At 67.9% G+C, this 23,490-nt stretch carries 23 protein-coding genes; 5 read left to right on the top strand and 18 right to left on the bottom strand.

Translation table 11 applies throughout. The features are described 5' to 3' along the window. Positions 1-548 precede the first annotated feature (548 nt). On the bottom strand, positions 549-1,181 hold the full coding sequence (gmk, locus tag KY501_RS45210) for a guanylate kinase (protein ID WP_224370912.1): 633 nt from the start codon (positions 1,179-1,181) through the stop codon (positions 549-551). Further along, complete coding sequence (locus tag KY501_RS45205; protein WP_224370910.1) at positions 1,178-2,056, bottom strand: YicC/YloC family endoribonuclease; 879 nt, start codon at positions 2,054-2,056, stop codon at positions 1,178-1,180. Before KY501_RS45205 ends, gmk begins: the two co-directional genes overlap by 4 nt. Before the next feature lie 76 nt (positions 2,057-2,132). Between KY501_RS45205 and KY501_RS45200 the strand changes: the two genes are divergently transcribed. Further along, positions 2,133-3,245, top strand: coding sequence for a glycosyltransferase family 9 protein (locus tag KY501_RS45200; protein ID WP_224370908.1), 1,113 nt, complete (start codon positions 2,133-2,135; stop codon positions 3,243-3,245). Here KY501_RS45200 and KY501_RS45195 read toward each other — a convergent pair. From KY501_RS45195 to KY501_RS45150, 10 genes are read right to left on the bottom strand one after another with little or no spacing between them, the layout of a single operon-like run. Further along, positions 3,225-3,371 carry a Trm112 family protein gene (locus KY501_RS45195; protein ID WP_224370934.1) on the bottom strand — a complete coding sequence of 49 codons (147 nt, stop codon included), beginning with the start codon at positions 3,369-3,371 and terminating at the stop codon, positions 3,225-3,227. The genes KY501_RS45200 and KY501_RS45195 overlap by 21 nt on opposite strands. A gap of 34 nt (positions 3,372-3,405) precedes the next feature. Continuing rightward, entirely contained in the window at positions 3,406-3,897 is a 492-nt protein-coding gene (locus KY501_RS45190) for an adenylyltransferase/cytidyltransferase family protein (protein ID WP_224370906.1), read from the bottom strand. Continuing rightward, positions 3,894-4,907, bottom strand: a complete 1,014-nt coding sequence (locus KY501_RS45185) for a bifunctional heptose 7-phosphate kinase/heptose 1-phosphate adenyltransferase (protein ID WP_224370904.1) — start codon at positions 4,905-4,907, stop codon at positions 3,894-3,896. Before KY501_RS45185 ends, KY501_RS45190 begins: the two co-directional genes overlap by 4 nt. Before the next feature lie 59 nt (positions 4,908-4,966). Beyond that, on the bottom strand, positions 4,967-6,046 hold the full coding sequence (gene lpxK / locus KY501_RS45180; protein WP_224370902.1) for a tetraacyldisaccharide 4'-kinase: 1,080 nt from the start codon (positions 6,044-6,046) through the stop codon (positions 4,967-4,969). Next, on the bottom strand, positions 6,043-7,065 hold the full coding sequence (locus tag KY501_RS45175; protein WP_224370900.1) for a glycosyltransferase: 1,023 nt from the start codon (positions 7,063-7,065) through the stop codon (positions 6,043-6,045). The genes lpxK and KY501_RS45175 overlap by 4 nt, the downstream gene beginning before the upstream one ends. Continuing rightward, entirely contained in the window at positions 7,062-8,123 is a 1,062-nt protein-coding gene (locus tag KY501_RS45170; RefSeq protein ID WP_224370898.1) for a glycosyltransferase family 4 protein, read from the bottom strand. The genes KY501_RS45175 and KY501_RS45170 overlap by 4 nt, the downstream gene beginning before the upstream one ends. A gap of 7 nt (positions 8,124-8,130) precedes the next feature. After that, positions 8,131-9,423: a 3-deoxy-D-manno-octulosonic acid transferase gene (locus KY501_RS45165; protein WP_224370896.1), complete on the bottom strand. Its 1,293-nt coding sequence runs from the start codon at positions 9,421-9,423 to the stop codon at positions 8,131-8,133. A 19-nt stretch (positions 9,424-9,442) separates the two neighbouring features. Further along, a complete protein-coding gene (locus KY501_RS45160) occupies positions 9,443-10,597 on the bottom strand; it encodes a PHP domain-containing protein (RefSeq protein WP_224370894.1) in 1,155 nt (384 codons plus the stop codon). Beyond that, positions 10,594-12,381, bottom strand: coding sequence for an ABC transporter ATP-binding protein (locus KY501_RS45155; protein ID WP_255637352.1), 1,788 nt, complete (start codon positions 12,379-12,381; stop codon positions 10,594-10,596). The genes KY501_RS45160 and KY501_RS45155 overlap by 4 nt, the downstream gene beginning before the upstream one ends. Then, complete coding sequence (locus KY501_RS45150; protein WP_224370892.1) at positions 12,381-14,264, bottom strand: DUF4388 domain-containing protein; 1,884 nt, start codon at positions 14,262-14,264, stop codon at positions 12,381-12,383. The genes KY501_RS45155 and KY501_RS45150 overlap by 1 nt, the downstream gene beginning before the upstream one ends. A gap of 58 nt (positions 14,265-14,322) precedes the next feature. On the opposite strand from KY501_RS45150, the gene lpxB reads away from it, so the two are divergent. From lpxB to KY501_RS45130, 4 genes are all read left to right on the top strand, one after another. Then, complete coding sequence (gene lpxB, locus KY501_RS45145; protein ID WP_224370889.1) at positions 14,323-15,480, top strand: lipid-A-disaccharide synthase; 1,158 nt, start codon at positions 14,323-14,325, stop codon at positions 15,478-15,480. 38 nt (positions 15,481-15,518) lie between these two features. Beyond that, the gene (locus tag KY501_RS45140; RefSeq protein ID WP_224370887.1) at positions 15,519-16,223 is read left to right on the top strand and encodes a polyprenol monophosphomannose synthase; all 705 of its coding nucleotides are present in this window, start codon (positions 15,519-15,521) and stop codon (positions 16,221-16,223) included. 5 nt (positions 16,224-16,228) lie between these two features. Then, entirely contained in the window at positions 16,229-16,858 is a 630-nt protein-coding gene (locus KY501_RS45135) for a MarC family protein (protein WP_224370885.1), read from the top strand. 105 nt (positions 16,859-16,963) lie between these two features. Then, positions 16,964-18,625, top strand: coding sequence for a glycosyltransferase family protein (locus KY501_RS45130; RefSeq protein ID WP_224370883.1), 1,662 nt, complete (start codon positions 16,964-16,966; stop codon positions 18,623-18,625). Positions 18,626-18,629: 4 nt separating this feature from the next. Here the strand turns inward: KY501_RS45130 and KY501_RS45125 are convergent, their stop codons facing one another. The 6 genes from KY501_RS45125 to lpxD all read right to left on the bottom strand — a co-directional run bounded on the left by KY501_RS45125 (position 18,630) and on the right by lpxD (position 23,482). Then, positions 18,630-19,085, bottom strand: a complete 456-nt coding sequence (locus KY501_RS45125; protein ID WP_224370881.1) for a hypothetical protein — start codon at positions 19,083-19,085, stop codon at positions 18,630-18,632. A 23-nt stretch (positions 19,086-19,108) separates the two neighbouring features. Next, a complete protein-coding gene (locus KY501_RS45120; RefSeq protein WP_224370879.1) occupies positions 19,109-20,137 on the bottom strand; it encodes an OmpA family protein in 1,029 nt (342 codons plus the stop codon). 203 nt (positions 20,138-20,340) lie between these two features. Then, positions 20,341-21,144: an LpxI family protein gene (locus KY501_RS45115; protein WP_224370877.1), complete on the bottom strand. Its 804-nt coding sequence runs from the start codon at positions 21,142-21,144 to the stop codon at positions 20,341-20,343. 9 nt (positions 21,145-21,153) lie between these two features. After that, positions 21,154-21,930, bottom strand: a complete 777-nt coding sequence (lpxA, locus tag KY501_RS45110) for an acyl-ACP--UDP-N-acetylglucosamine O-acyltransferase (RefSeq protein ID WP_224370875.1) — start codon at positions 21,928-21,930, stop codon at positions 21,154-21,156. Between the two features lie 26 nt (positions 21,931-21,956). Beyond that, positions 21,957-22,418, bottom strand: a complete 462-nt coding sequence (fabZ, locus tag KY501_RS45105) for a 3-hydroxyacyl-ACP dehydratase FabZ (RefSeq protein ID WP_224370930.1) — start codon at positions 22,416-22,418, stop codon at positions 21,957-21,959. Beyond that, complete coding sequence (lpxD, locus tag KY501_RS45100) at positions 22,418-23,482, bottom strand: UDP-3-O-(3-hydroxymyristoyl)glucosamine N-acyltransferase (protein WP_224370873.1); 1,065 nt, start codon at positions 23,480-23,482, stop codon at positions 22,418-22,420. The genes fabZ and lpxD overlap by 1 nt, the downstream gene beginning before the upstream one ends. Positions 23,483-23,490 lie beyond the last annotated feature (8 nt).

Genomic DNA, 23,490 nt, shown 5'->3' with positions numbered 1-23,490 from the left:
CAACTTCGCCCTTTCGGCTTCGTCCTCTTCCGCAGCTCCGGACTCCAGTGAGTCCTTTCTGCTTCTTGAGGAGGGGCGCGGCTTCTACTTCGTTTCCGCCCGCCCTGTCAACCGGTTTCGGCTGACTTATTCAACTGTGTTGAGGCCTCGACTTCTTCCGGATCAGCGCTGCGTTCGCTTCGCTGTTCCTGTCGAGGGGGCGCGGCTTTTACTTCAGCTCCGCGTTCTGTGTCAACACCCTGTTTCGCGGCTTCATTTCACCGCTCAGGATTCGACACTGGCCCTGCTTCCAACGAAGCAGAATCGCCCACCGTCCACCGCAACGCCCGCCTGATTCCCGCCCCCGAACTTGGGGTCCCGCTTCGAGGTGTGATCGGCGGAGCCGCTCAAACCTGCGAAGTGACCGGCTTATCCACCAAGTGCCCGATCAACGCAAGTACCTAGTTGGACAAGCCCCCAGGTGCCTCGTGCTGCAGCTCCCTGGTGTGTAGGGAAACCCCGGCACACAAGGTGCCTATTTCCCGAACCACTTCTTTCAGCGCCAACGATCAGCCCGGGAGCTTCTCGAGCTTCATCATGGAGAGGTCCACCCTCCCGCGGCGGCAACGCTCCGCGACCACCACCGAGCGCAGCTCCTGGAACGCTCGCTCGAAGTCGTCGTTCACCACGATGTAGTCGTACGACGCGATCCCTCGCTCGATCTCCGAGCGAGCGGCCAGCATGCGACGCCGGATGGTCTCGTCCGAGTCCGTCTTCCGGTCGCGCAACCGCCGCTCCAACTCCTCCATGGAAGGAGGGAGCACGAACACCAGGACCGCATCGGGGTGCTTGCGCTTGATCGCCTGCCCGCCCTGGACGTCGATGTCGAAGACCGCGATGCCTCGGCGGGCCCGGGCCTCCTCCACTACTGATTGAGGGCTCCCGTAGAAGTGGCCGTGCACCTCGGCCCACTCGACGAACTCGCCGCGCTCGATCTTCTGCTGGAACGTGGCCACGTCCACGAAGTGGTAATCGATCCCGTCCTGCTCTTTCCCTCTCGGCCGGCGCGTCGTGAAGCTCACCGAGAAGATCGTGCCTGACTGCTCCTTGAGCAGCCGATGGGCCAACGTCGTCTTCCCCGCTCCCGATGGCGCGGAGAGGACGAGCAGCAGACCTGGATGGAGAGTGGTTGGCTCGGTCATTCGACGTTCTGCACCTGTTCGCGGATGCGCTCGACCTCGGCCTTCATCGAGACCACGCGCGCGGAGATCTCCGCGTGCTGGCTCTTGGAGCCGGTCGTGTTCACCTCGCGGTGCATCTCCTGGACGAGAAAATCCATTCGGCGGCCAGCAGGCTCGCTGCTCGCCATGAGGGCTCGGAACTGCTCGAGGTGGCTCGCCAGCCGCGTCACCTCTTCAGCGATGTCCGTCCGCTCCGCGAACATGGCCACCTCCTGCGCCAGCCGCTGCGGCTCTACCGCGACGCCTCGCGCGAGCTCCGCCACACGCTCCGAGAGGCGATGCCGGTACTCCTCCACCGCCTTCGGCGCGAGCGCCGCCACCTCCCGGCTCCATCCCTCGATGAGCTTCAGGCGAGCGTCCAGGTCCGCGTAGATGGCCTCACCCTCCGTCTGGCGCATCTGCTCCAGGGCGGTCAGGGCCTGCTCCAACGCCGTGTGGACGGCCTGGGTCGCCGACTCCAGATCGACCCCCTTTTCCTCGAGCTTCACCACGCCCGGCTGAGTGGCCACCTGCGCCCAGGTGATCTCGGCGGGCAGGCTGAGCGCCTCCGCTAGCTCCCTGAAGGCTCGCGCGTACTCGCGAGCCAGGCCCACGTCCACCATGGGTACCGTGCCCGACGCCGTCGCCGTCTGCCGCTTCACGAACAGCTCCACCGAGCCCCGGGCCAGCCGATCCTTCACCAGCTTCGACAGCACCGGCTCCTGCGTGGACAGCTCCCTGGGAAGTCGCGCCTTCACCTCGCAGAACTTGTGGTTGAGCGAGCGCAGCTCGACGGAGAACTCCTCGTCTCCGACCCGCGCGCGTCCGGCACCAAATCCCGTCATGCTCTTGAGCATTGCAAGCGTGGTAGGGGCTTTTCGTCATCAGGTCAAGCCGCCTGCTCGCTTCCGCTCTGGTAAGGTCCGCCGCCCCATGCCCTGGTACAAGCGGCTCGAGTTGTGGGCCAAGCTCCTGCTGGCACTCGTAGCCTCCCTCCTCCTCTGGCGGCCCGGTCGCAAGCGTCCCGCTGGCGCCGTCCTGCCTGCTCCCAAGAAGATCCTTCTCGTCCGGCCGGACAACCGGGTGGGCGAGGCGCTCCTGACCACCCCCCTCCTCAGCACATTGAAGGCTCTGCCGAACCCCACCCCCCAGGTGCATGTGCTCGTACATGCCAAGGTGGCTCGCGCGCTCTCGGGACATCCGGATGCCGACAGCGTTATTGCCTTCGATCGCCGACGGCTGTGGCTCGGGCCCCTCGCCCCAGGCATCCGCGCCCTGCGTCGCGAGCGCTACGACACCGTGGTGGACTGCGCCAACTGGAACGCGCCCTCCGTCACCTCAGCCCTGATCTCCCGGCTCGTCGGGCCAAAGGCCGTGGTCATCGGCCCACGGGTGTGGCCCGTCTCTCTCCTCCACTCCCTCTCGGTCCCTGCTCGTCCCGATACCCGCCGAGAAGCATCCCAGCGCGCCCATCTGCTCTCGCCCCTGACGCGGGGCGGCATCATCGAGACCCTCTCATTCCGCGAACCGAACATCAGTGACAGCTTCCGCGAATATCTGCTGCGGGAGACCCGCGAGTCCTGTGCCGTCATCAACCCTGGGGGGCGTCTGGGAGAGCGCCGCATCCCTCCTGAGGCCTTTGCTGCCGCTGCGCGGGCCCTGCTCGCCGTCGGGCGTGTGCCCATCGTCACCTGGGGGCCGGGAGAAGAAGCTCTTGCCCAGACCGTCCTACAAGGCGCTCCGGGTGCTCGCATGGCGCCTCCCACCAACCTGGATGAGCTTGCGGCGCTCATGCGCGCCGCTCGGCTCACTGTGACCAACAACACGGGCCCGATGCACCTGTCCGTCGCCGTGGGCGCTCCAACCCTGGGCCTCTTCCTCCGCATCGACATGGAGCGATGGGGCCACCCCTACCCGCCGCACCAAATGGTGGATCTCACTCCCCTGGTCGATGCGGGCTCAGGCCTGGAGGAGCGCGTCTCCGAGGTGGTCCGTGACTTCGCTACCCGACTCACCGAGCCCCCCTCATTGCCGCAACGGACGTGAGCTCCCTGGAACCAGATCCGGGACTCCGTCCTGGATGGGCCAAGTGAGCCGACACCGGAGACACCAGATCTCGCCTCGGGGCTCGTGAAACTCCAGCAGCCCCTTGCAGACCGGGCACGCCAGCACCGCCTTCAGCTCCTCGCTCAGGGCCACGGGCGCTCTAGCCTTTCCCGCCCTCACGTCCCGTGCGCTGGGCAATCTCGGTGGTGCTGTGGTTCTTGGGATCTCCAGCGACCGCAGTGCGCCCACCGTAAGCTCGTACCTCGTCTGCTTCCGGGATGGTGTCCGGTGTGTAGTCCGTGCCCTTCACATGCACGTCCGGCTTCAGCACCCGGATGAGGCTCCTCACGTTCGGCTCATCGAAGAGAACCACTCGATCCGTGCACGCGAGCGCTGCGACCAGTTCCGACCGCTCGGATTCCGGAATGTACGGCCGCCCAGGCCCCTTGTATGCCCGTGTCGAAGCATCCGAGTTCACTGCCACCACCAGCACGTCCGCCAGTTCCTTCGCCCCCTGCAGATACCGCACGTGCCCTACGTGCAGCAGATCGAAGATGCCGTTGGCCAGCGCCACCGTGCGTCCCTCCGCACGCCACCGCTCCCGCTCCTCCACCACCTGGGCCAGCGTCCGAATCTTGTTCAGCGTGCTCATCGCGCGCTCCTCAGCTCGTCGAGCAGCTCGTCCCTCGACACCGTCGCCGTGCCCTGCTTCTGCACCACCAGCGCGCCCGCTACGTTCGCCAGCCTCGCGGCCTCTCCGAACGTTGCTCCCGCCGCCAGCGCCAGCGAGAAGGACGCGATCACCGTGTCCCCCGCTCCCGTCACGTCCACCGCCTCCTTCGCACCGTGCACCGGGATGATATCCACCCCACCCTTCGCATCGAAGAGCATCATTCCGTGCCGACCCCGCGTCACCAGCAGCGCCTTGCACCCGAGCCGCTTCACCGTCTCGTGCCCCGCCTCCCTCAGCTCCGCCTCGTTGCGCACAGGACGTCCCGAGAGGACCTCCAGCTCTGGCTCGTTGGGCTTGCACACCGTGACGCCCGTGAACGACGCCAGCGAATAGCGACTGTCCACGCAGACCGGGAGCCCGTCTCCCGCCAGCTTACGCAGCACCTCGCGCACTTCGTCCCCCACCACTCCCGCGCCGTAGTCGGAGACCACGACCGCGTCCACCTCTCTCGCAGCCTCCTCCACGAGCCGGGCGAGTGTCCGCCGCACCCTGGGAGGAAGAGGCCCCCGCTGGCCTCGATCCACTCGCAGCATCTGCTGGCGGGTCGTATTGATCCCTCCCGCCAGGATGCGCGTCTTGGTCTCTGTCTCGAGCCCCTTCGCGGAAGCAGCGCTGAGGCGGATACCGGTCGTTTCGAACAACTGACGGAGTTCTCGACCCGACTCGTCCGCGCCCAGGACTCCGACCGCTGTCACCTGCCCCGAGAGAGCCCGGATGTTCGCCGCCACGTTCGCTCCCCCTCCCAGCTTCACCTCGGAGGATTCGTACCGAACGATGAGCACCGGTGCCTCGCGGCTCACCCGATCCGTCTGACCATAAATGTAACGGTCGGCGACGAGATCCCCGACCAGCAGAACCCTCCTGCGCGCGAAGGTCTGTGGAAGCTGGAGCAGTGCGCGGGACGCACGGGCGGTCGAGGCTGCGGCCATGGCGGCGCTTTGTCCCACAGCCTCTCGCACCTCTCAAGTCAGCTGGGAACGTTCCTCGCTCAGGTGAGCCCCAGCGCCTTGCGCAGCAGTTCCTCGCCTTCGAGTACTTCCACGCCCAACCGAACCGTCCAAGCCTCGAACTCCCGTGGCAGGCGCACTGCGTCCTTCTCGGTCGTCACCACCCTCGCTCCCAGCCTTACTGCCCGCGCCTCGACCTCTCGGAGCTCGCTGGCTGTGAAGCGATGGTGATCCGGGAAAAGGGCTGCATCCAGGATGCGCACTCCGAGCTGCCGCAACGTGCGCAGGAAGTTCCCCGGACGGGCTAGCCCCGCCAACGCCACCACGGAGACTTCCGACAAGGCCTCCGGTGGGTGCTGCGCTCCGGTGGGATCCACCCAGGCCGTAGGCACGTAGCGTGTCCGGACCTGTGGGCCCGGCAGTGGAGTCAGTGGTGATACGGCGGATGTCGCAGTCCGGACCCAGAAGAGTGTGGCCCTGTGCAATGCAGCGAGCGGCTCTCGCAGCGGGCCCCTTGGCAGCATCCTGCCGTTTCCGAAGCCTGCTGCTTCGTCCACCACCACCAGATCTTCGTCCCGTGCCAGGCGCCGGTGCTGGAAACCATCGTCCAGGAGCACCACTTCGAGGCCGAGCTCATCCCGAGCTCGACGCGCTAGCGCTCGTCGATCCGCTCCCACCAGCACTCGGGCCTCCGGACACCGGCGCGCCAACAGAAGCGGTTCGTCTCCTGCTTCCTCTACCGGTGGCAGCGGGGCCGCTCCCGTGAAGATGAGAGGCTCCTTCGACCGACGCCCGTAGCCTCGCGTCAGGATTCCCACCTTGCGCCCCTCGCGAATCAACATCCCCGCAAGGTGCAGCACCGCTGGTGTCTTTCCCGTGCCTCCTACGTTCAGGTTTCCCACGGAGATGACTCGGAGCCCTTCGACTCGCTCCCCGCTCAGAACCCGCGCGTCGTAGAGCGCACCTCGCAGCCGGACCCCCAGCCCGTAACCCCAGGACAACGCCGTTACCGGGGCCAACAGCATGCGCCGATCCCAGGACTCGGGCTCGGATGGATAGAAGAGCCGCTCCACTGCCGTGGGCGCTTCTCGCGGCTCCTCTCGAGCCAGTTCGGAGTTCACCTGGCGCTCCGCGCCTGCTCGTAGAGCGCCAACACGTCCTCGGCAATACGCTGATTCGAGGGGTGCTCCACTCGGGCACGTCCTTGTGACAACGAGGCGGCCACCACCGCCTCGGGCGAAGGCTGTTCGACTCTCACGTCCGATAGAGAGGGCAAGGCGCCCTCCTCCACGGCCACGACCCGGACTCCGCACGCCCGAGCCTGCGCCGCCGCTCTCCCGCTCCAGTCGTTCCCCAACCCCAGAATCCACACCTCGTCGAGCGCCTGGAGCCACCTCACGAATGCGTCTCCTTGCTGATATCCCGCGAAGGTGACCCATTCCTCGAGGCGGTGCTCGTGCACCTGCTGCCGGACCTGCTCCAGCAATGCTCCGTCACCTACCAGCACCAACCGTGCCTCCGGCCGCGTGCGCCGGAGTTCTGCGAAAGCCGTAACTCCCAGCGCGTGTCTCCTCGACGCCTGGAAGGTCGACACCATCCCGATCACCGGAGCGCCCGTCAGGCCCAGCTTCGCTCGGAGCGCTTCCCGGTCCTCCGCAGGCCGGAACCGAGAATCCACGAGCGGGGGCAGCACCTGCACCCTCCGCCCCTCGAGCCGAGACACGTCCGTCGCCGCGGGCACCGTGTACGCATCGGCTCTCGGGAGCGATGATCTGAGCGAACGTGGAGCATGAACCGAGCGGATCAGCACTGCTTCCCGTGGCCTCGCCCAGCGCGCGATGAGGTGATCGTGGGTGAAGTGCGCATGCACCACGTCGACGCTTCTCCTTCGCAACAGGCGCATGTCCTGCAGCACTGCCCACGGGAGCGACTTCACCGACAGCTCCAGCCCTCCCGCGTCCAGCAGACCGAGCGCCTCGAATCTCGGCACCGCAGGCTCCTCCGCAGCGACCTTCCTGCGCCGCCGGTCCACCGCGACCGCTACCTCGTGCCCTGCCTGCCGCTGCGCCAGTGCCAGCAACGCCACGTTCTCCGCAGGCCCGCTCCAGAACGGACTCGCCAGCAGGTGCAGGATCTTCATCGATGCTCTCCTGCCGTGGAGCCCTCCGCCAACCGATGCTGGCCTGAGCCCGAGCCGCTCTCTCGGAGCAGCGAGAGGTAGAGGTCTCGAAGCGCGTGCGCCTCGTGCTCGATGCCGCACCGGGTTCGCGCATGCTCGGCCGCGTTGCGTCCTACCTCGCGAGCCCGCTCCGGCTCTCGCATCAGCATGTCGAGCAACTCTCGCAGCCCCTTCACGTCTCCTGGCTCGAAGAAGAAGCCCGTCCGGCCGTGCTCGATCAGCGTGTCCAGGTACTTCAGCCGGCTCGCGACCACGCAGCATCCGGAGGCCATCGCCTCCACGTGCACCAGCGAATACCCCTCCACATACGAAGGGTGCACCAGGAGGGTGAACCCCTGATACCAGGGCTGGATCACCGACTGCTCTCCCGCGAGCACCAGGCGCTCACCGAGCCCATCGCTGAGAGAGTCTACCCACTGCTTGTCCGGCCCTTTGGCCAAGCCGACAAGAACGGCCCTCCACTCCGGATACACCGGCAGCAGCGGCCGGATGGCCTCGATGAAGTCCCCCTGCCCCTTTTCCTTCCGGATCCGCCCCACCACCCCTACCCCGTAGCGCCCACCAAACCCCAGCTTCCGCCATGCCTCGTCGCGGTCCACTGGCGGCTGGAACCGTCCCAGATCGACGCCATGACCGACGATCGTCGAGGGCATCGCCATCGCCTCCGCAACCTCGTTCGTGAGCGCCACCAGGGCATCCGCGCTCCTTGCCAACCAACGCGTGTATGCGGTGGGTGCCCTCGCTGTGTGCCGGGTGAAGACCAGCTTCACCTGCCGCCCCAACAACCTCAGCAGCACTCCCACCAGCAACTCGTTGTTCCGGTGCGCATGCCAGACCACGGGCTCGCGACGAATCCGGCCCAGTAGTTCCCCCCAGCGAATTCGTGGCATCGAAGAGCCGAGGTGTGAGCCGATGATTCGCGTCTCCAGCTCCCGTGCCAACTCCGGCACCACGTTCTCCACATGGCGAGAGACCCCCGTGTACCTCCGATGGAAGTGAGGGTGGATCACCAGGGACATGGAGCCCTCACCCTGGCCCTTTCCCAGAAGCCTCGGCCGGATTCTCGAAGAGTTTCGCCATGTGCTCCGCGTTGCGACGACTCGCTCCCGAGATCTTACCCACCACTCCGCGTGCCTGCTCTCCCAACGCATGCATCCGCTCCGGATGGGCGAGGAGCTCCGAGACCCTCTCGTAGAGTTCCTCCGCATTCTTCACCTGGATGCCTCCCCGGCCCTCCAGCACCTGCACGCTGTCCCGGAAGTTGTCCATGTGTGGCCCGAAGAGCACCGGCTTCCCCTGCCCCGCTGGCTCCAGGATGTTCTGTCCTCCTCGCTTCGTGAAGGACCCTCCCACGAAGACCAGCGTCGCCAATCGGTACGCCCGCGACAGCTCGCCGATCGTGTCCAGCACCACCACCTGCCCGCCCTCCCGGTTCTCCTGCGAGCGCAACCCCACCGTCAGCCCCGCCTCCCTCGCCAGCGCTGAGATGCGCCCCGCTCGATCGATGTACCTCGGCACGATCACCAATCGCAGATCCGGATATGCCGGCAACAGCCTCCGGTACACCCCCAGCAGGTGCTCCTCCTCTCCTTCGTGCGTGCTGCCCGCCATCAGCACCCGCGCGCCCTCCACCAGCCCCAACGCCCGCCGCAGCGCCTCGTCCTCCTTCGCTGGCGGCACCGCGAGCGCGTCGAACTTCGTGTTGCCCGTCACCCAGACCCGCTCCGCTGGCGCTCCCAGGCCTCGCGCCCGCTCGGCCTCTTCGTCCAGGCGCATCAGGAACAGGTCCAGGTCTCGCAGCGGGTTGCCTATCAGCGAGAAGAACAGCCGGTACCGTCCCTCGTTCTTCGGCGAGAACCGCCCGTTGGTCAGCACCACCCGGGCTCCGTTCCGCTTCGCCGCCCGGATCAGGTTCGGCCAGATCTCCGTGTACTCCAGCACCAACAGGTCCGGACGGATGGCTCGCACCGCCCGGCGCGTGGCTCCCCAGAGATCGTACGGTGCGTACACCACTCCGTCGATCTGCTTCGCCAGCCGATCCCGCGCCATCAAATAGCCCGTGTTCGTCGTCGTCGAGAGCAGGATCCGGCAGCCCGGGAAGCGCTCTCGCAGCGGGCCGAACATGGGCGAGAGCGCCAGCAGATCTCCCGCGCTCGCCCCGTGCAGCCAGAGCAGCGGTCCCGAGCCCGTCGGCAACGTCCCCGGAGCGTAGAAGCCCAGGCGCTGCTTCAGCCCATGGCGCGTCTTCCGGTACACCGAGAGCACCGGGAACAGGACCGTGAACAGCACGTAGCTGGCGAGGATGTACAGGAGGCGCATGGGCGCGCCGCGTCCTCTATCAGATGCCAGAGCCTCGCGGCACCACACGTACCGGACTCGGGACGATCCAAGGCCTCCACTCCGAGCCGAACAGCCTCCCTGGGGCCTGCACCCACACCTCGATCTGCACCGCCCCCTCCTCCGTCAGATCGACCGAATCCCCGTCCGGCCGGAGCCGACCCGCTCCCCAGACTTCCACTCGGACGGCCCCCTCGGGATGTGGGGGCAGACGGACTGTCAGGACATCCCCAACCCGGGCCTCGCGCTTCTCCGTAAGCGGTCCTTCGAGCGCGAATCCCGTGGGCTCTCCCAGCGCGCGGAAGGCACAGAGGGCCTGACCGCTCGCCAGCGCTCGAAATACCTGCGCCTCCGCGGCTCGGGGATCCGTCGAGAGCGGCTCGGGAAGCGCAGCCGGCGGGAGGTACATGGCCAGCGAGCGGAAGACATCCTCGTAGCGCGGCCATCCATGCGCGTCATGCGAGCACAGCGCCAGCCGAGGCCGCTCCCGGGTGAGCTCCAGCAGCCGCTCTTCGCTCGCAGGCTGCGGCGTCACCAGCAGCATCACCCCGTGCAACGGATTGCTGAAATACGCCCCCGCCGCCGGTATCAACCGCGAGAACGGGCTGCGCAGCGCTTCTCGGAAGAGCGAGTCCGCCGAGTACAACTCGAACCCCCGGGCCTGGCGGGCACCCTCCGGATCCTTCCACGGATTCTTCTTCTGGACCGGGTGCGCCAACACGCTCACACCGCCCGCCGCCTCCACCGCTCTCACGCCCTCCTGCCTCGCACGCGCGCCGTCCAGCGGAGTCTGCATGCCGAACGCCACCAAGTGCCCCGATGGCGTGGAGATCTCCACCGCTGGCACCATCAGCACTCCGTTGATGAAGGCCGGCTCACGCGGGGCAAAGTCGTTGTGGTCCGTGAGCACCACGAACTGGAGCCCTGCCGCTCGCGCCGCCGCCGCGACCTCCTCCACCGTCCCATGCCCATCCGAGCGCGTCGTGTGCACGTGGAAGGCGCCACGCGGCCACTCCTGCACCCCGGCCTGCGCCGGCACCACCGGGTAGTCCACTGTCGCGGCCGCACAGGTGAAGAAGCCCGCGAACCCCAAGAGCAACAACATGAGCCCCACGAGCGCCCGAAGCCCCTTGCCCACTGCCACTGCCGGCTTCATGCCGCTCCTCGCTCGGCCCCCGAGGTCTGCAGGTTCCACAGCGCCGCATAGCGGCCTCCTGCCTGCAGCAGCTCCGCATGGGAGCCGCTCTCCACGATGCGTCCCGCCTCCATCACATGGATGACGTCCGCTCCCGTCACCGTGGTGAGCCGATGCGCGATGACCAGCGCCGTACGCCCCGGCAACACCGCAGCCAGCGCGGCCTGCACCTCGCGCTCGCTCTCCGGATCGAGGCTGCTCGTGGCCTCATCCAACACCAGCACCGGCGCGCGCGAGAGCACAGCCCTCGCGATGCACAGCCGCTGGCGCTGTCCTCCGCTCAGCGTGACGCCTCGCTCCCCGATGCGCGTCTCATACCCCTGGGGCAGGTTCCGAATGAACCCATCCGCGTTGGCCACCTTCGCCGCCGCCTCCACCTCCTCGAGCGTCGCCTCTGGCCGGCCAAAACGCAGGTTGTCCAGCACGCTGCCCGAGAAGAGCAGCGGCTCCTGCGTCACCAGCGCGAACTGCGCCCGGACGCTCGCGGCCTGGTAACGGTCCGCGTCCACTCCATCCAGCAGCAGTTGTCCCGCCTGGGGCTTCTCGAAGCGCAGCAGCAGGGACGTCACCGTGCTCTTGCCGCCGCCACTCGGCCCCACCAGCGCCGTCACCTTGCCCACTGGCAGGTCCAACGTCAGTCCCTCCAACGCCCGGCGCTCTCCATAGGAGAACCGCACCTCCTTCATCTGGATGCCCTGCCGAAGCAACGGCGCGGGGGTGACTCCGGGCGGATCCTCCACCGGGTGCCGTAGATCCAGCAGCGCGAAGATCCGCTCGCCCGAGATGCCCGCCTGCATCGCGAACTGCGTGACGCGCCCCAGATCCTTCACGGGCTGATAGACGAGGATCACCGCCGTCACCAGCGAGAGCAGCGCCGCCGGCTCCATCGCCTGCATGGCAGCTGCGTACGCCAGGGTCCCCGCGAGCGCCGCCGCCGCGAGCACCTCCATCATCCCGGGCACAGCTCCTCTCGCCCACGCCGCGCTGACCACCGCCTTCTCGTGGGCCTTCGTGTGAGCCGCGAACCGCGCCAACTCCGCCGCCTGCCCGTTGAAGGCCTGGATGGTCCGCAGGCCGCCCAGCCCCTCGTGAAGTTGCCCCGCCAGCTGCCCCAACTGGGCCTGTCCCTCCCGCGTCCTTCGCAGCGCCTTGCGCGTGAGCCGAGAGGCCGGAAGCGCCGCCAGCGGAATGACCAGGAGCATCACCCCACCAAACAGCGGGCTCATCGACAGCGCCACGCCCCCCAGCACCAACACCTGGAGCGAGTCCCGGAGGTACGAGCCCACCGTGTACATCGCCGCCCACTCCACCGCCGTCATGTCCGTGGAGAACCGGCTGAGCAGATCCCCCACCCGCTCCTTCGAGAGCTGCGAGGGCGACAGCGCCGTGAGCCGCAGGAACAGTTCGCGCCGCAGATCCTTCACCACCCGCTGCGCGAACAGCCCCATGAAGTAGAACTGCCCCAGGTACCCCACGCCCTTCACCGCCCCGACGAGCACCACCACCAGCGGGAAGCCCCACAGCGCCGCCTCGCGCGGCAAGTGCGACAGCCAGGGCACGGAGACCGCTCCGCCAAAGCCCTCCGAGCCTCCCGAAAGCAGGAACCGCAGCGCCGGTCCCATCAGGTACGCATATGCGCCCGTCCCCAGCCCCAACACCGACATGCACGCGAACGCCGCCACGAGCACGCTCACGTGAGGCCGGCCGTAACGCAGCAGGCGGAGCAGCACCGCCGACACGCTCATCAGCGGCCCACCTTGCGCAGCGCCGCCTTCGCAAGCTTGGAGTTCGGGTTGTTCTCCAGCACCTTCAGCAGCTTCTTGCGCGCCGAGGTCGCATCCGCCACGTCATTGTCGATGATGGCCGAGATGATCTGCGCCCGCTCCAGGTACGGGTTCAGCGAGAGCGCCCGCTTGACCACTTTCTGCGCCTCCTTCGCCCGATCCTTCAGCGGCCCCAGCGCCGCGTGGTACGTGGCCCAGGCCAGATACGAGTAGAACTCCGGCTCGCGCGAGTTGAGCGCCACCGCCTCCTCGAAGAGCTGGAGCGCCATCCGGTAGTCCTTCTTCCGCAGGTACGACTCCCCGCGGCGGATGAGCACCTCCGCCTCCACGTTGATCGCATTGACCCGGCCACCCACCTCCAGCTTCGACAGCAGGTACTGCAGGTAGGCCTTCCGCTTGTCCTCCGCCGAGAGCACCCGGTACGCCGCCGACAGCTTCTCCTGCACCGAGTCCAACAGATCCTTCAGGTCCGACAGGTCGTACTCGGCGTAGTTATCCGGGTGAAACTTCATCGCCGTCTCGTGGTAGGCGCGCTCCACCGCCTCCATGTCCGCCGCGATATCCAACCCCAGGCTGTGGAAGTAGCTGCTGGTGATGATCTTCACCGCGCCCTCGCGCAGCGGCTCCGCCAGCTCCGCCGGCATCGACTTGCGCTTGCGCGGAGCGATCACCTCCGGCACCGCCGCGAGCGCCGCCCCCTCCGTGGCCACCGGCGTCGGTGAGAACGTCACCGCCCCCGTCAGCCGGAGGAACCACAGCAGCGAGTACCCCCGCCGCAGATCGCCTCGGCCGTGCGCCAGCAGGTCCCTCAGCAGCAACCGGCCGTTGATCTGCATGGCGATCTTCAGATCTTCCGTATCCAGCCCCAGCGCCTGCAGATCCTTGGCGAACTCCGAAGAGCGCACCGGGAACTCTCCCAGGTACCTGCGCAGCGGCCCCGCCAACACCTTCAACGGCATGGTCCTCCGCGCCCCGTGCAGCACCGGCGCCAGGGCGGGGATCTCCACCGTGGCCACCTCTCGCTGGAACTCGTCTCCCGAGTAGAACGCGAACCGCCCCTCCCGCATCCCCACCACCTGCGCCAGCCGATCCCGCGTGTAGTCGCGCAGCAGCTCCAGCAGATCCTCGCCCGCCGCCTCCACCCCCGCATCCGCCAGCGCCGCGCCAATCCGCAGCCCCGAGCCCAACGCCTGCACCACGATCTCCGCCTGGGCCTCCGTCACCACGCCCCGATCCTGCAGGAACGCGGGCAGCGCGTCGGGCCGCGCCGAGGAGTCGTAGCTCACCGCTCCGCCCCTGGAGAAGAACACCCGACGGGTCAGATCCCGGTACGCCACCACCAACACCCCGTCCCGCCGGTGCCGGTAGATGAGATGCACCAGCTCCGGCAGCGGATAGCCCTTGAGCTCCCCTGTCGTCACCGCCGAGCGCGCGAGCATCGCCTGGATACCTCGCGTAGGCGCCACCGTCTCCGCCGCTCGGACCAGCTCGTTGATCTTCTCCGCCAGCTCACCCGGCTTGAGCGGGTCCTGGACGTAGGCGTTCACCTTCAGCCCCAGCACCGCCGCCACGCCCTTCGCCTTGCCCAGGTGCCCCTTGTCGATGGCCACGATGGGAACCCGCCCACCCTGGGTGTGGTTGCGAATGAGCTGCCCCACATGCACCCCTTCCAACCGTGGAAGGTCCACCCCCAGCACCACCACATCCGGGTTGCCTGCCACGAAATGCTCGATGGCCGACACGGCGTCCGCCACCGCACTCACGGCGTAGCCCGCCTGTGAGAGCAGCGCGGTCAGGTGCTCGAGCGTAGGAGGATGGCTCTCGGCCAGCAGGAGCGTCTTCAAGGGCAGGCCGGAGTCTACACATTTGCTCGCCCGCCTTCAGTTACGATGCGCGCCCCCGATGAACTCCCCCCCGCAGATCCTCGTCGTCACCGGTGAGGCCTCCGGCGACGCACACGCCTCCGAGCTCGTCGCCGCCCTCCAGGCTCGCCGCCCCGACCTCCGATTCTTTGGCATGGGAGGGGCAAAACTGGCCGCCCGGGGCGTGGAGCTCCTCTATGGAGCCCACGAGGTGTCCGTCATGGGCATCACCGAGGTGGTCCCCAAGATTCCCCGCATCCTCCAGGTCCTCCGAGGCATTGCCGCCGCCGCCGCCGAGCGCCGCCCCGCCTGCGCCATCCTCGTGGACATCCCCGACTTCAATCTCCGGCTGGCCCGAAAGCTCAAGGCACTGGGCATCCCCGTGGCCTATTACGTCTCGCCGATGATCTGGGCCTGGCGCCGGGGCCGGGTGAAGGTCATCCGCCAGCTCGTGGACCGGATGCTCTGCATCCTCCCCTTCGAGGAGCCCTTCTACCGGGACTCCGGTGTGGACGCCCGCTATGTGGGCAGCCCTGTCGTCGAACAGGTCCCCGCCCCCGCCAGCGCCGCGACGTTCCGAGAGCGGCTCGGGCTGTCCGCCGACGCCCCCACGCTCGCCCTGCTACCGGGTAGCCGGATGAGCGAGATCCGCCGCTTGCTGCCCACCATGGTAAGTGCCGCCAAGCAGCTCGCCGCCGAACGTCCCGGCCTGCAGATCGTCGTCCCCGTGGCGCCCACCATTCCGCGCGAGGAGGTGGTGTCCCGCTTCGAGGGCAGCGGCCTGTCTCCCCGGCTCGTGGACGGCCGCGCTCCCGAGGTGGTGGGCGCCAGCGATGCGGCCATCGTCGCCTCCGGGACGGCGGTGCTCGAGGCGGGGCTCATGCAGCGCCCGCTCGTGGTCGTCTATCGCGTCTCGCTCATCACCTACCTCGTGGGCCGGCTCATGCTGAAGGTCGCCCACGTGGCGCTGGTGAACCTGCTCGCGGGCCGACGGCTCGTGCCGGAGCTCCTCCAGGGAGAGATGACGCCCGAGCGCATCGCCTCGGAGGTCCGCCGCGTGTGGGATCCAGGCCCACCCCGTGAGGAGATGCTCCGAGGGCTGGAAGAGGTGCGCGGCCGGCTGGGAGGTCCCGGCGCCGCCGAGCGGGCCGCGGAGGCCGTGCTGGAGTTGCTGCCGCCCCTGGCCTCCAAAGTTTGAAGTGACATGGCCCTGGCTCTGCTATGTCCCGCCGCGCCATGAATCGCGCGCTGGTCTGTATCCCCACGTACAACGAAGCGGACAACCTGGAACCCATCACCCGGGCGGTGCTCGCGGCCGAGCCTCGCGTGGACATCCTCGTCGTGGATGACAACTCGCCGGATGGAACCGGGAAGATCGCCGACACGCTCGCGGCCAAGGAGCCGCGCATCCGCGTGCTGCACCGCGAGAAGAAGGAAGGCCTGGGGCGTGCGTACCTGGCCGCCTTCCGCTGGGCGCTCGCCGAGGGCTACACGTACATCATCGAGATGGACGCGGACTTCAGCCACGATCCGCGCTACCTGCCGAGCCTGCTGGACGCAGCCGAGGCCGGCGCGGACCTGGTGCTGGGCTCGCGCTACGTCACCGGCGGCGGCACGGTGAACTGGGGTGTCGGGCGGCAGATCATCAGCAAGGGCGGCTCGCTCTACGCGCGCACCATCCTGGGCGTGGGCATCCATGACCTGACGGGCGGCTTCAAGTGCTTCCACCGCCGCGTGCTGGAGGGCATCGGGCTCGATCAGGTGCAGAGCACCGGCTACTCGTTCCAGATCGAACTCACCTACCGCACGCTCAAGAAGGGCTTCACCGTGCGAGAGGTCCCCATCGTCTTCGAGGACCGCCGCGTGGGCCAGTCGAAGATGAGCCGGAAGATCTTCCTCGAGGCGCTCACCATGGTCTGGAAGCTCCGCCTGACGGTGTGACGCGGATGGGGCCTTACCTGACCCACTTCCTCGTCTCTCTGTCCGCCGTCTTCTTCGTGGTGGATCCCGTGGGAGTGGTGCCCATCTTCCTCGCCATCACGGCGGGGGACTCCGCGGAGAAGATGCGCCGCACGGCGCTGAGGGCCTGCATCGTGGCCAGCGGCCTGCTGCTCTTCTTCGCCATCTTCGGCGGGCTCATCTTCCAGGTGTTCGGTGTCTCGCTGGGCGCGTTCCGCGTGGCCGGGGGAATCCTGCTGCTCATCACCTCGCTGGACATGCTCCGCGCACGACCAACGGAGACGCGCACCAGCCCCACCGAGGAGCAGGAGGGCGTGGCCAAGGAGGACGTGGCGCTCGTGCCGCTGGCCATGCCTCTGCTCGCCGGCCCCGGCGCCATCGCCAGCGCCATGGTGCTCATGGCCAAGGGGGAGACGCTGCTGATGGCCGTGCCGGTGCTCGCCGCCATCGTGCTCACGTTCGTGGCCGCCTACTTCATCCTGCGCGCCTCCCACCTGGTGCAGCGCGTGCTCCGGCAGTCCGGCGTCGCCATCCTCGAGCGCGTGATGGGGCTCATCCTCGCCGCCATCGCCGTGCAGTTCATGGCCGACGGCGCCAAGGATCTGCTGGGGCTCTGAGCCGCCTCAGGCCCGCTGCTCGACAAAATCGAGGCACTCCTCGCCAGACTGGTGGTACGAAAAGGTACGACGCCATCGCAGCCCCGCTTCTCGGGTCCGGGATCCATGAGCCTCTCCCCTCCTCCGCCTTCCACGATCGAAGGCTCCGCGCCCTCCGCTTCACTGGAGAGCACGAGGCGGGCACGGCTTCTGCGCCTCCTGTTCGATGCGGCGGGGTGGGTGGTGTGGCTCGCCGCGCTGCGAGCGCTCTGGCGGAAGATGGATCTTCCCGTGGGCTTCTATGACGAGGGGATCCTGCTCACCGATGCCCAGCTCCTGCTGGCCGGCAAGCTTCCCTATCGCGATTTCTACTCCAACTACCCGCCCGGCGTGTTCCTGCTGCTCGCTGGGATGTTCAAGCTCTTTGGCTCGTCCGTTCTCGTCGAGCGATGGGTCGGAGTGGTGGCGCGCGCGGCCGCTGGACTCTGGGCCGGCCGGTTCGGCGGACAGGTGGTGGGGAAGCCCTTCTCATCCCTGACGGCCGGATTGGTCACGCTCTGGCTGGCGGCGTACCGGGACGATGCCTACGCCTACATCCTCGCGGTCCAAGGCGTCTTCCTGGCGCTCGTCCTCATCATGCGAGCCCAGGAGCAGGGCGGACGAAGCGCGTACGTGCTGGCAGGTGTGGTGCTGGGGGCCGTGAGCTGGATGCGTCACGACCTGTTCGGGATGCTCGTGATGGCCCTGGCGGCAGGAGCCCTGCTCGTGGCGCTGAAGCAGCGGGCCTGGCGCCCCGAAGTGCGCTCCGCGTGGGCCTGGCTGCCGTGGCTCGCTGCTGGGGTGGCGCTGACCGTCATTCCCTTCTGGGGGACGCTGTTTGCGCTCGTGGATCCCCGGCTGGTCCTGGAGGACCTCGTCTTCGACCAGGCCCGATACGTCCTGCCCGCACGCGATCTGCCCATGCCTCCCCTCCTGCCCCTGGCCGAGGGGCGCGGCATGCCCTTCCCTCTACCGCTCGTGCTTCATCTGCCCTTCGAGAGTGCCGTGGGGAGCATCGCCATCGCGCCCCTGCTGGTTGCGCTGGCGGTATGGAGGCCCGGCCGCACCGGAGCCCGGGGCCGGTTCGGCTCAGCGCTCCTCCTGGCCTTCTCGCTCGCGGTGATGCCGCAGATGCTCGGGCGCACGGACCTCTTCCACGCGATATGCACCATCGCTCCCGCCATGGCCGTCTTCGGTCTCTGGGTGGAGCGGCTGAGCGATACCACCGTGTGGAGATGGCCCCTGGCGCTGTGCCTCTTCGGCGCGCTCCTGTTCCCCGTCCGCGGACTGCTGCTGGCTCCCGCCTATCCGCTGCCGCCCGCGCTCCCCGGCTTCGAGCGCGCCAACGGTCGCGAAATCTCCGCCGCCAGCAGCCGCCAGGCGGTGCTCGAGTTCATCCAGAAGCACACCCACTCTCCGAAGGATCCCATCTACATCGGCCTGCAGGACCACAGCTACGTCCTGGTCAACGAAGTGGACCTGTACTTCTTCGCCGATCGGGTGGGTGCCACGCGCTACATGCAGTTCGACCCGAACATCGTCAACCGGCTCGATGTCCAGCAGCGCATGGCCGAGGAGATCGAGGCCTCGGGCACTCGCGTGGCCATCCTCTCCGCGCTCACGAAACGCTCCGTGGAGCCCAACGACTCAGCCAAGCAGGGCTCGCACTATCTCGATCAGTATCTGCGCGAGCACTTCCAGGCGGTCCAGGAGGCACCGCCCTACGTGATGATGCTCCGACGAGACTGAGCACTCAGTCGCTCACAGCCGCCCAGCCGCCCTCGGCCTTGCGCCGGATCACTCCCTGGGGAGTGCCATTCATCGACAGCTCCTCCGGCCCCGCGCGCCGCGCGTCGTACGCGTACCCGTCCGGAGTCTCCTGCAGGTAGAGCACCAGCCCCTGCCGCTGGAGTTGCCGCACCACGTGGAACTCGTCACCGCCACAGTCCGGAGAGTCCCCCACGAAGAAGCGCTCGAGCATCCCCTCCTCGGGCCTGCGCACGAAGACGGCCACGGAGACGGGCTGTTCCCGCCCCTCGGAGATCAGCTCGGCGATGTGCTGGGAGGGCCCCGGCTCGCTCAGCAGCGTGCGGACCAGCGCGCACTTGGCATCCTCCTGCGGGAGCTCCTGGACCTGGGCCGTGGGAGCCGTGTGAGCACACCCCACGATCGCGAGGCCGAGCGTGGTGGTGAGAGCAAGGCGGTTCATCCGTCTGTTCCTCCAGGAGGGCATCACAGCTTTCTCCACTGCGGGGCGAAGGGGGCGTTGGTCAGCACCGGATCGTCCACCGAGATGATGTACTCGGCGCGGCGGTTCCCGGGCTCGGCGGTCTCGTCCGGCGTCACCACGTGGGGCGCCTGCTCTCCGAAACCCTCGAAGAAGATGGGCAGCCGCGCGCCGTGCTTGCGGAAGTAGGTGGCGATGCTGCGGGCCCGCTGAAGCGACAGCTCCCGGTTGGTGTCCGTGCCTCCCACCGTGTCCGTGTGGCCCAGGATGTACAGGCGCAGCGCGGTGACCCGCTCGTAGCGCGTGATGGCGGCCTCCAGTTGCTTGAGGCTCTTGTCCAGCTTGGCCTGCTCCGCCTGGGGGATGTCCGCGCTGCCCGAGGGGAAATTCACCTCCTCATGGGGGATGTCCAGCCGCCACGGGAACAGGTCCACGCTCGTGTAGAACTCCGAGGTGTCGAAGGCCTGGACGGAGATCTGCATCACCTTGCCGTCCAGCTTGTCCCAGGTGATCTGCACCGGAGTGCCCGCGGGCTCGCCCTGGAACTTCACGTCCCCGTTGAGGGCATACCGCCCGGTGTCCATCAGCACCGTCACCTTGGCGTGCCCCGCAGGCCGGGACAGCGTGAAGCGCAGCGTGCGCGCCTCCAGGTCCAGGTCCTCCTTCGTCACCTTCAGCTTCAGCGGCCCCAGCAGCTCGGTGTCGAAGGACAGCGGCATCGTCCCCGGCTCCACGCCCTTGCCCTTGAAGCGGATCGTCAGCTCCCCGTCATAGTGGAAGCGGCCCTCGGGCTGCTCCAGCGGCAGGGTGCGCGTGGTCCCCGGCGGCCCGTTCCCCTTGAATTCGAACGTCTGCCCATCGGAGCGCTTCAGCTTCACCTCGTAGCCGGTGATGGGTTCCAGGATCTGGATCTGCAGAGACGGAGTCCCTTTGCCCAGCGCCACCCGGTTCTCGGCGGAGACCTGGATGGCATCCCCCGCCAGAGCAGGCAGGGAGGCGAGGAGGAGGCAGGGCAGGAGGAGGCGAGCAGTCATGGGTTCGTCGACCTCGGACGTGCCGGGCGAGGGGCAACAGCCCCCCCGCTCGTGGATATTCCTTGGAGGTGCGACGGTAGGCCGTCACGCGAATTCAGGGAATGGGGCGCCCGAGGTACGGGAAATGGTGGGCAGTCCACACCTTCACTCCCGCCACTCTTTTCCAGGAGGGTGCTGCCTGCTCCCCTGCTCCTACCCGAGGCTCAGGAGACGCCCACGAGGGTGATGCCCTCGGACTCGGCGGCCTTGAAGAGGTGGGGTGCGTCCAGCAGCACCGTGCGGCCGGCCTCCAGGGCCAGCACCTTCGCCCCCACCTCGCGCATGACCTCCAGCGTGCGAGGCCCCGCCGCGGGCAGATCGAAACGCAGGTCCTGCCCGGGCTTGCAGCGCTTCACCACGACCGCGCCCTTGCCGCCCAACTTGCCACCCCGGCGGATGGTCTCGTCGGTGCCTTCCACGGCCTCCAGCGCCAACACGTGTCCGTTGCGGACCACGACTGTCTGCCCCACATCCGCCTTCCCGAGCAGCCCCGCCACCTCCACCCCCAACGCCACATCCTTCTCCTGCGCAGGGTGCAACGCGGGCCCTGCCAGCAGCCCCACCGGGCAGAGCACCTGGGACAGGTAGTCCGTGGGCGCGACAATCGTCACGCCGTGGGCCTCGAAGTAGTCCGCGATGGCTCGCAGCAGCGTGTCGTCCCGAAAGCTGCGCAGCCGGGAGATGATCTTCACTGCGCCCAGATCCGGCCGGGCCTCCGTCAACGCCTTCACCCGGCCGATACCACCCGCCATCGCCGCGCGGGCCACGCCGGCCTTCTGGAAGGCGCGGACGATGCGATCCACCTGCCCGAGCCGCACCCACGTGAAGGCCGTGACCTCCGCCTCCAGCGCCGGATCCGTCTCTCCACGGTGCGCCACCGCGATGACCTCCAGCCCGCGGGCGCGCGCCTCGCGGGCAAAGAGGAAGGGCAACTGACCGTTGCCCGCGATGAGGCCTATCCGCTCCACAGCGTCAGCCTAGCGTGTCAGGCCGCGCTTGCTCTGGTTGATGAACTCGAGGAAGTGGTCGATCTCCGGCTGGCCGGCGAACTCCGCCTTCAGCCGCGCCACCGCCTCCGCCATCTGCAGCTTGGAGCGGAAGAGGATCTTGTACGCCTCTTTGATGCGGCCGATCTGCGCCTCGGTGAAGCCATGGCGCTCCAGGCCGACGATGTTCAGCCCCATCAGCTCCGCCCGGTCTCCCTGGGCCATGCAGTACGGAGGCACATCCATCACCACCATGGCCCCGCCCGCCACGAAGGCGTGCTTGCCGATGCGCGTGAACTGGTGGACGGCCGACAGCGCCGAGATGATGACGTGATCCTCCACGAGCACGTGTCCGCCCAGGCCGGCGCTGTTGACCAGGATGCAGCCATTGCCCACCACGCAGTCATGGGCCACGTGGCTGTTGGCCATGAAGAGGTTGCGGTTGCCAATGCGCGTGACGCCGCCGCCTCCCGCCGTACCGATGTGCAGCGTGGTGAACTCGCGGATCTGGTTCTCGTCGCCGATGACCAGCTCCGTGTCCTCGCCCGCATACTTGAGGTCCTGCGGCGCCGCTCCGAGCGAGGCAAACTGGAACACGCGGTTGCGCTCGCCCAGCGTCGTACGCCCCTCGATAACGGAGTGGGGACCTACGCGCGTGCCAGCTCCAATCCGCACCTTCGGCCCGATGACAGTGAACGGTCCGATCTCCACCGTCTCGTGGAGCTGCGCGTCCGGGTGGACCACCGCCGTAGGGTGAACCTGCGCCATGACTTCTCTCCTTCCATCCCGCCCGCTCAGGGCGCCGGCTCCTCGGCGGATTGAGCGTTCTTGTCCACCACCGTGGCCAGGAACTCGCCCTCGGCCACCTTCACTCCGTCGACCGTGGCCGTGCCCTTCGTCTTCCAGATCACGCCCTTGTGGCGGATCACTTCAATGCCCAGCTGTAGCCGATCCCCGGGGAGCACGGGCTTGCGGAACTTCGCGTTGTCCACCCCCATCAGGTAGGTGACCTTGCTCTCCGGGTCCATGTTCTCGCTCTTGTAGGCGAGAATGGCCGAGGCCTGCGCCAGCGCCTCCAGGATGAGCACTCCCGGCATCACCGGGTGCCCTGGGAAGTGGCCGTTGAAGAAGGGCTCGTTGATGGTGACGTTCTTGTACGCCGTCAGCTTCTGTCCTGGGACGATCTCCACCACCCTGTCCACCAACAGGAACGGGTAGCGGTGGGGCAGCAGCCGCTGGATCTCTCCAATGTCCATCACTTGCCCTTCTCCTTCTCGAGGCTCTCCACCCTGCGACGCAGGGCCCTGACTTCCTTGAGCAGATCTCCCAGCTGGCTCGCCGCCGCCGAGGCCTTCAGCCACTCGCGGTGAGGTATCGCCGGACTGCCAGAGACGATCTGCCCGTCCTCCACGTCATGCGCCACACCGGACTGGGCTCCCACCTTCGCGAGATCCCCCACCCGGATGTGGCCCACCACTCCCACTTGCCCTGCCAATACCACGCCGGTGCCCAGCTCCGCCGAGCCGGACACGCCCGCCTGCGCGCAAATCAGCGACAGCGGGCCCACCTTCACGTTGTGCGCGATCTGCACCAGGTTGTCGATCTTCGTCCCGCGCCCGATGATCGTCTCGCCCAGCGTCGCGCGATCGATGCAGGTGCAGGCCCCCACCTCGACATCATCCTCGATGCGGACAATGCCCGTCTGGGGGATCTTGTAGTGCTGAGGCCCATTGTCGGCCTCGGCGTCGAAGGCGAAGCCGAAGCCGTCCGCGCCCACCACGCACGAAGCGTGGAGGATGACGCGCGAGCCCACCTGGCAGCGCTCGCGCACGGTGACGTTGGGGTACAGGAGGCAATTCTCGCCGATGCTCGCCTCGGGGCCCACGTAGGCCCCCGGGTAGAGCACCGAGCGGGCCCCCACGCTGGCGCCCTGCTCCACCGTGGCACCCGCCATCACCGTGGCCTCCGGATGCACGCGCGCCTCGGGGTGCACGTGCGCCTGGGAGCTCACCCCCACGGCGGGCCGGGATGGAGCATGAAAGAGCGTGAGCAGCCGGGCGAAGGCCAGGTGCGGATTGGGCACCCGGATGAGCGCCAGCCCTTGTCGGGGCGGCGCGTCCGAGCCCACCAGCACGGCGGAGGCTCGCGTCGCCTCATAGTCCCGGCGGTACTTCGTATTGCCGTAGAAGGACACGTCCCCAGGCCCCGCCTCGGCGAGCCCGTTGAGACCCTGGATGAGCAGGCCGGCATCCCCAAGCAGCTCGCCCCCAACATGGGTGGCGAGCTCTCCGAGCCGGCGCGGCGTGGACGTGCGATTCACGGAGATCC

The organism is Hyalangium versicolor, assembly GCF_020103695.1.
Lineage (GTDB): Bacteria > Myxococcota > Myxococcia > Myxococcales > Myxococcaceae > Hyalangium > Hyalangium versicolor.
This window is presented reverse-complemented; position numbering and strand designations above follow the sequence as displayed.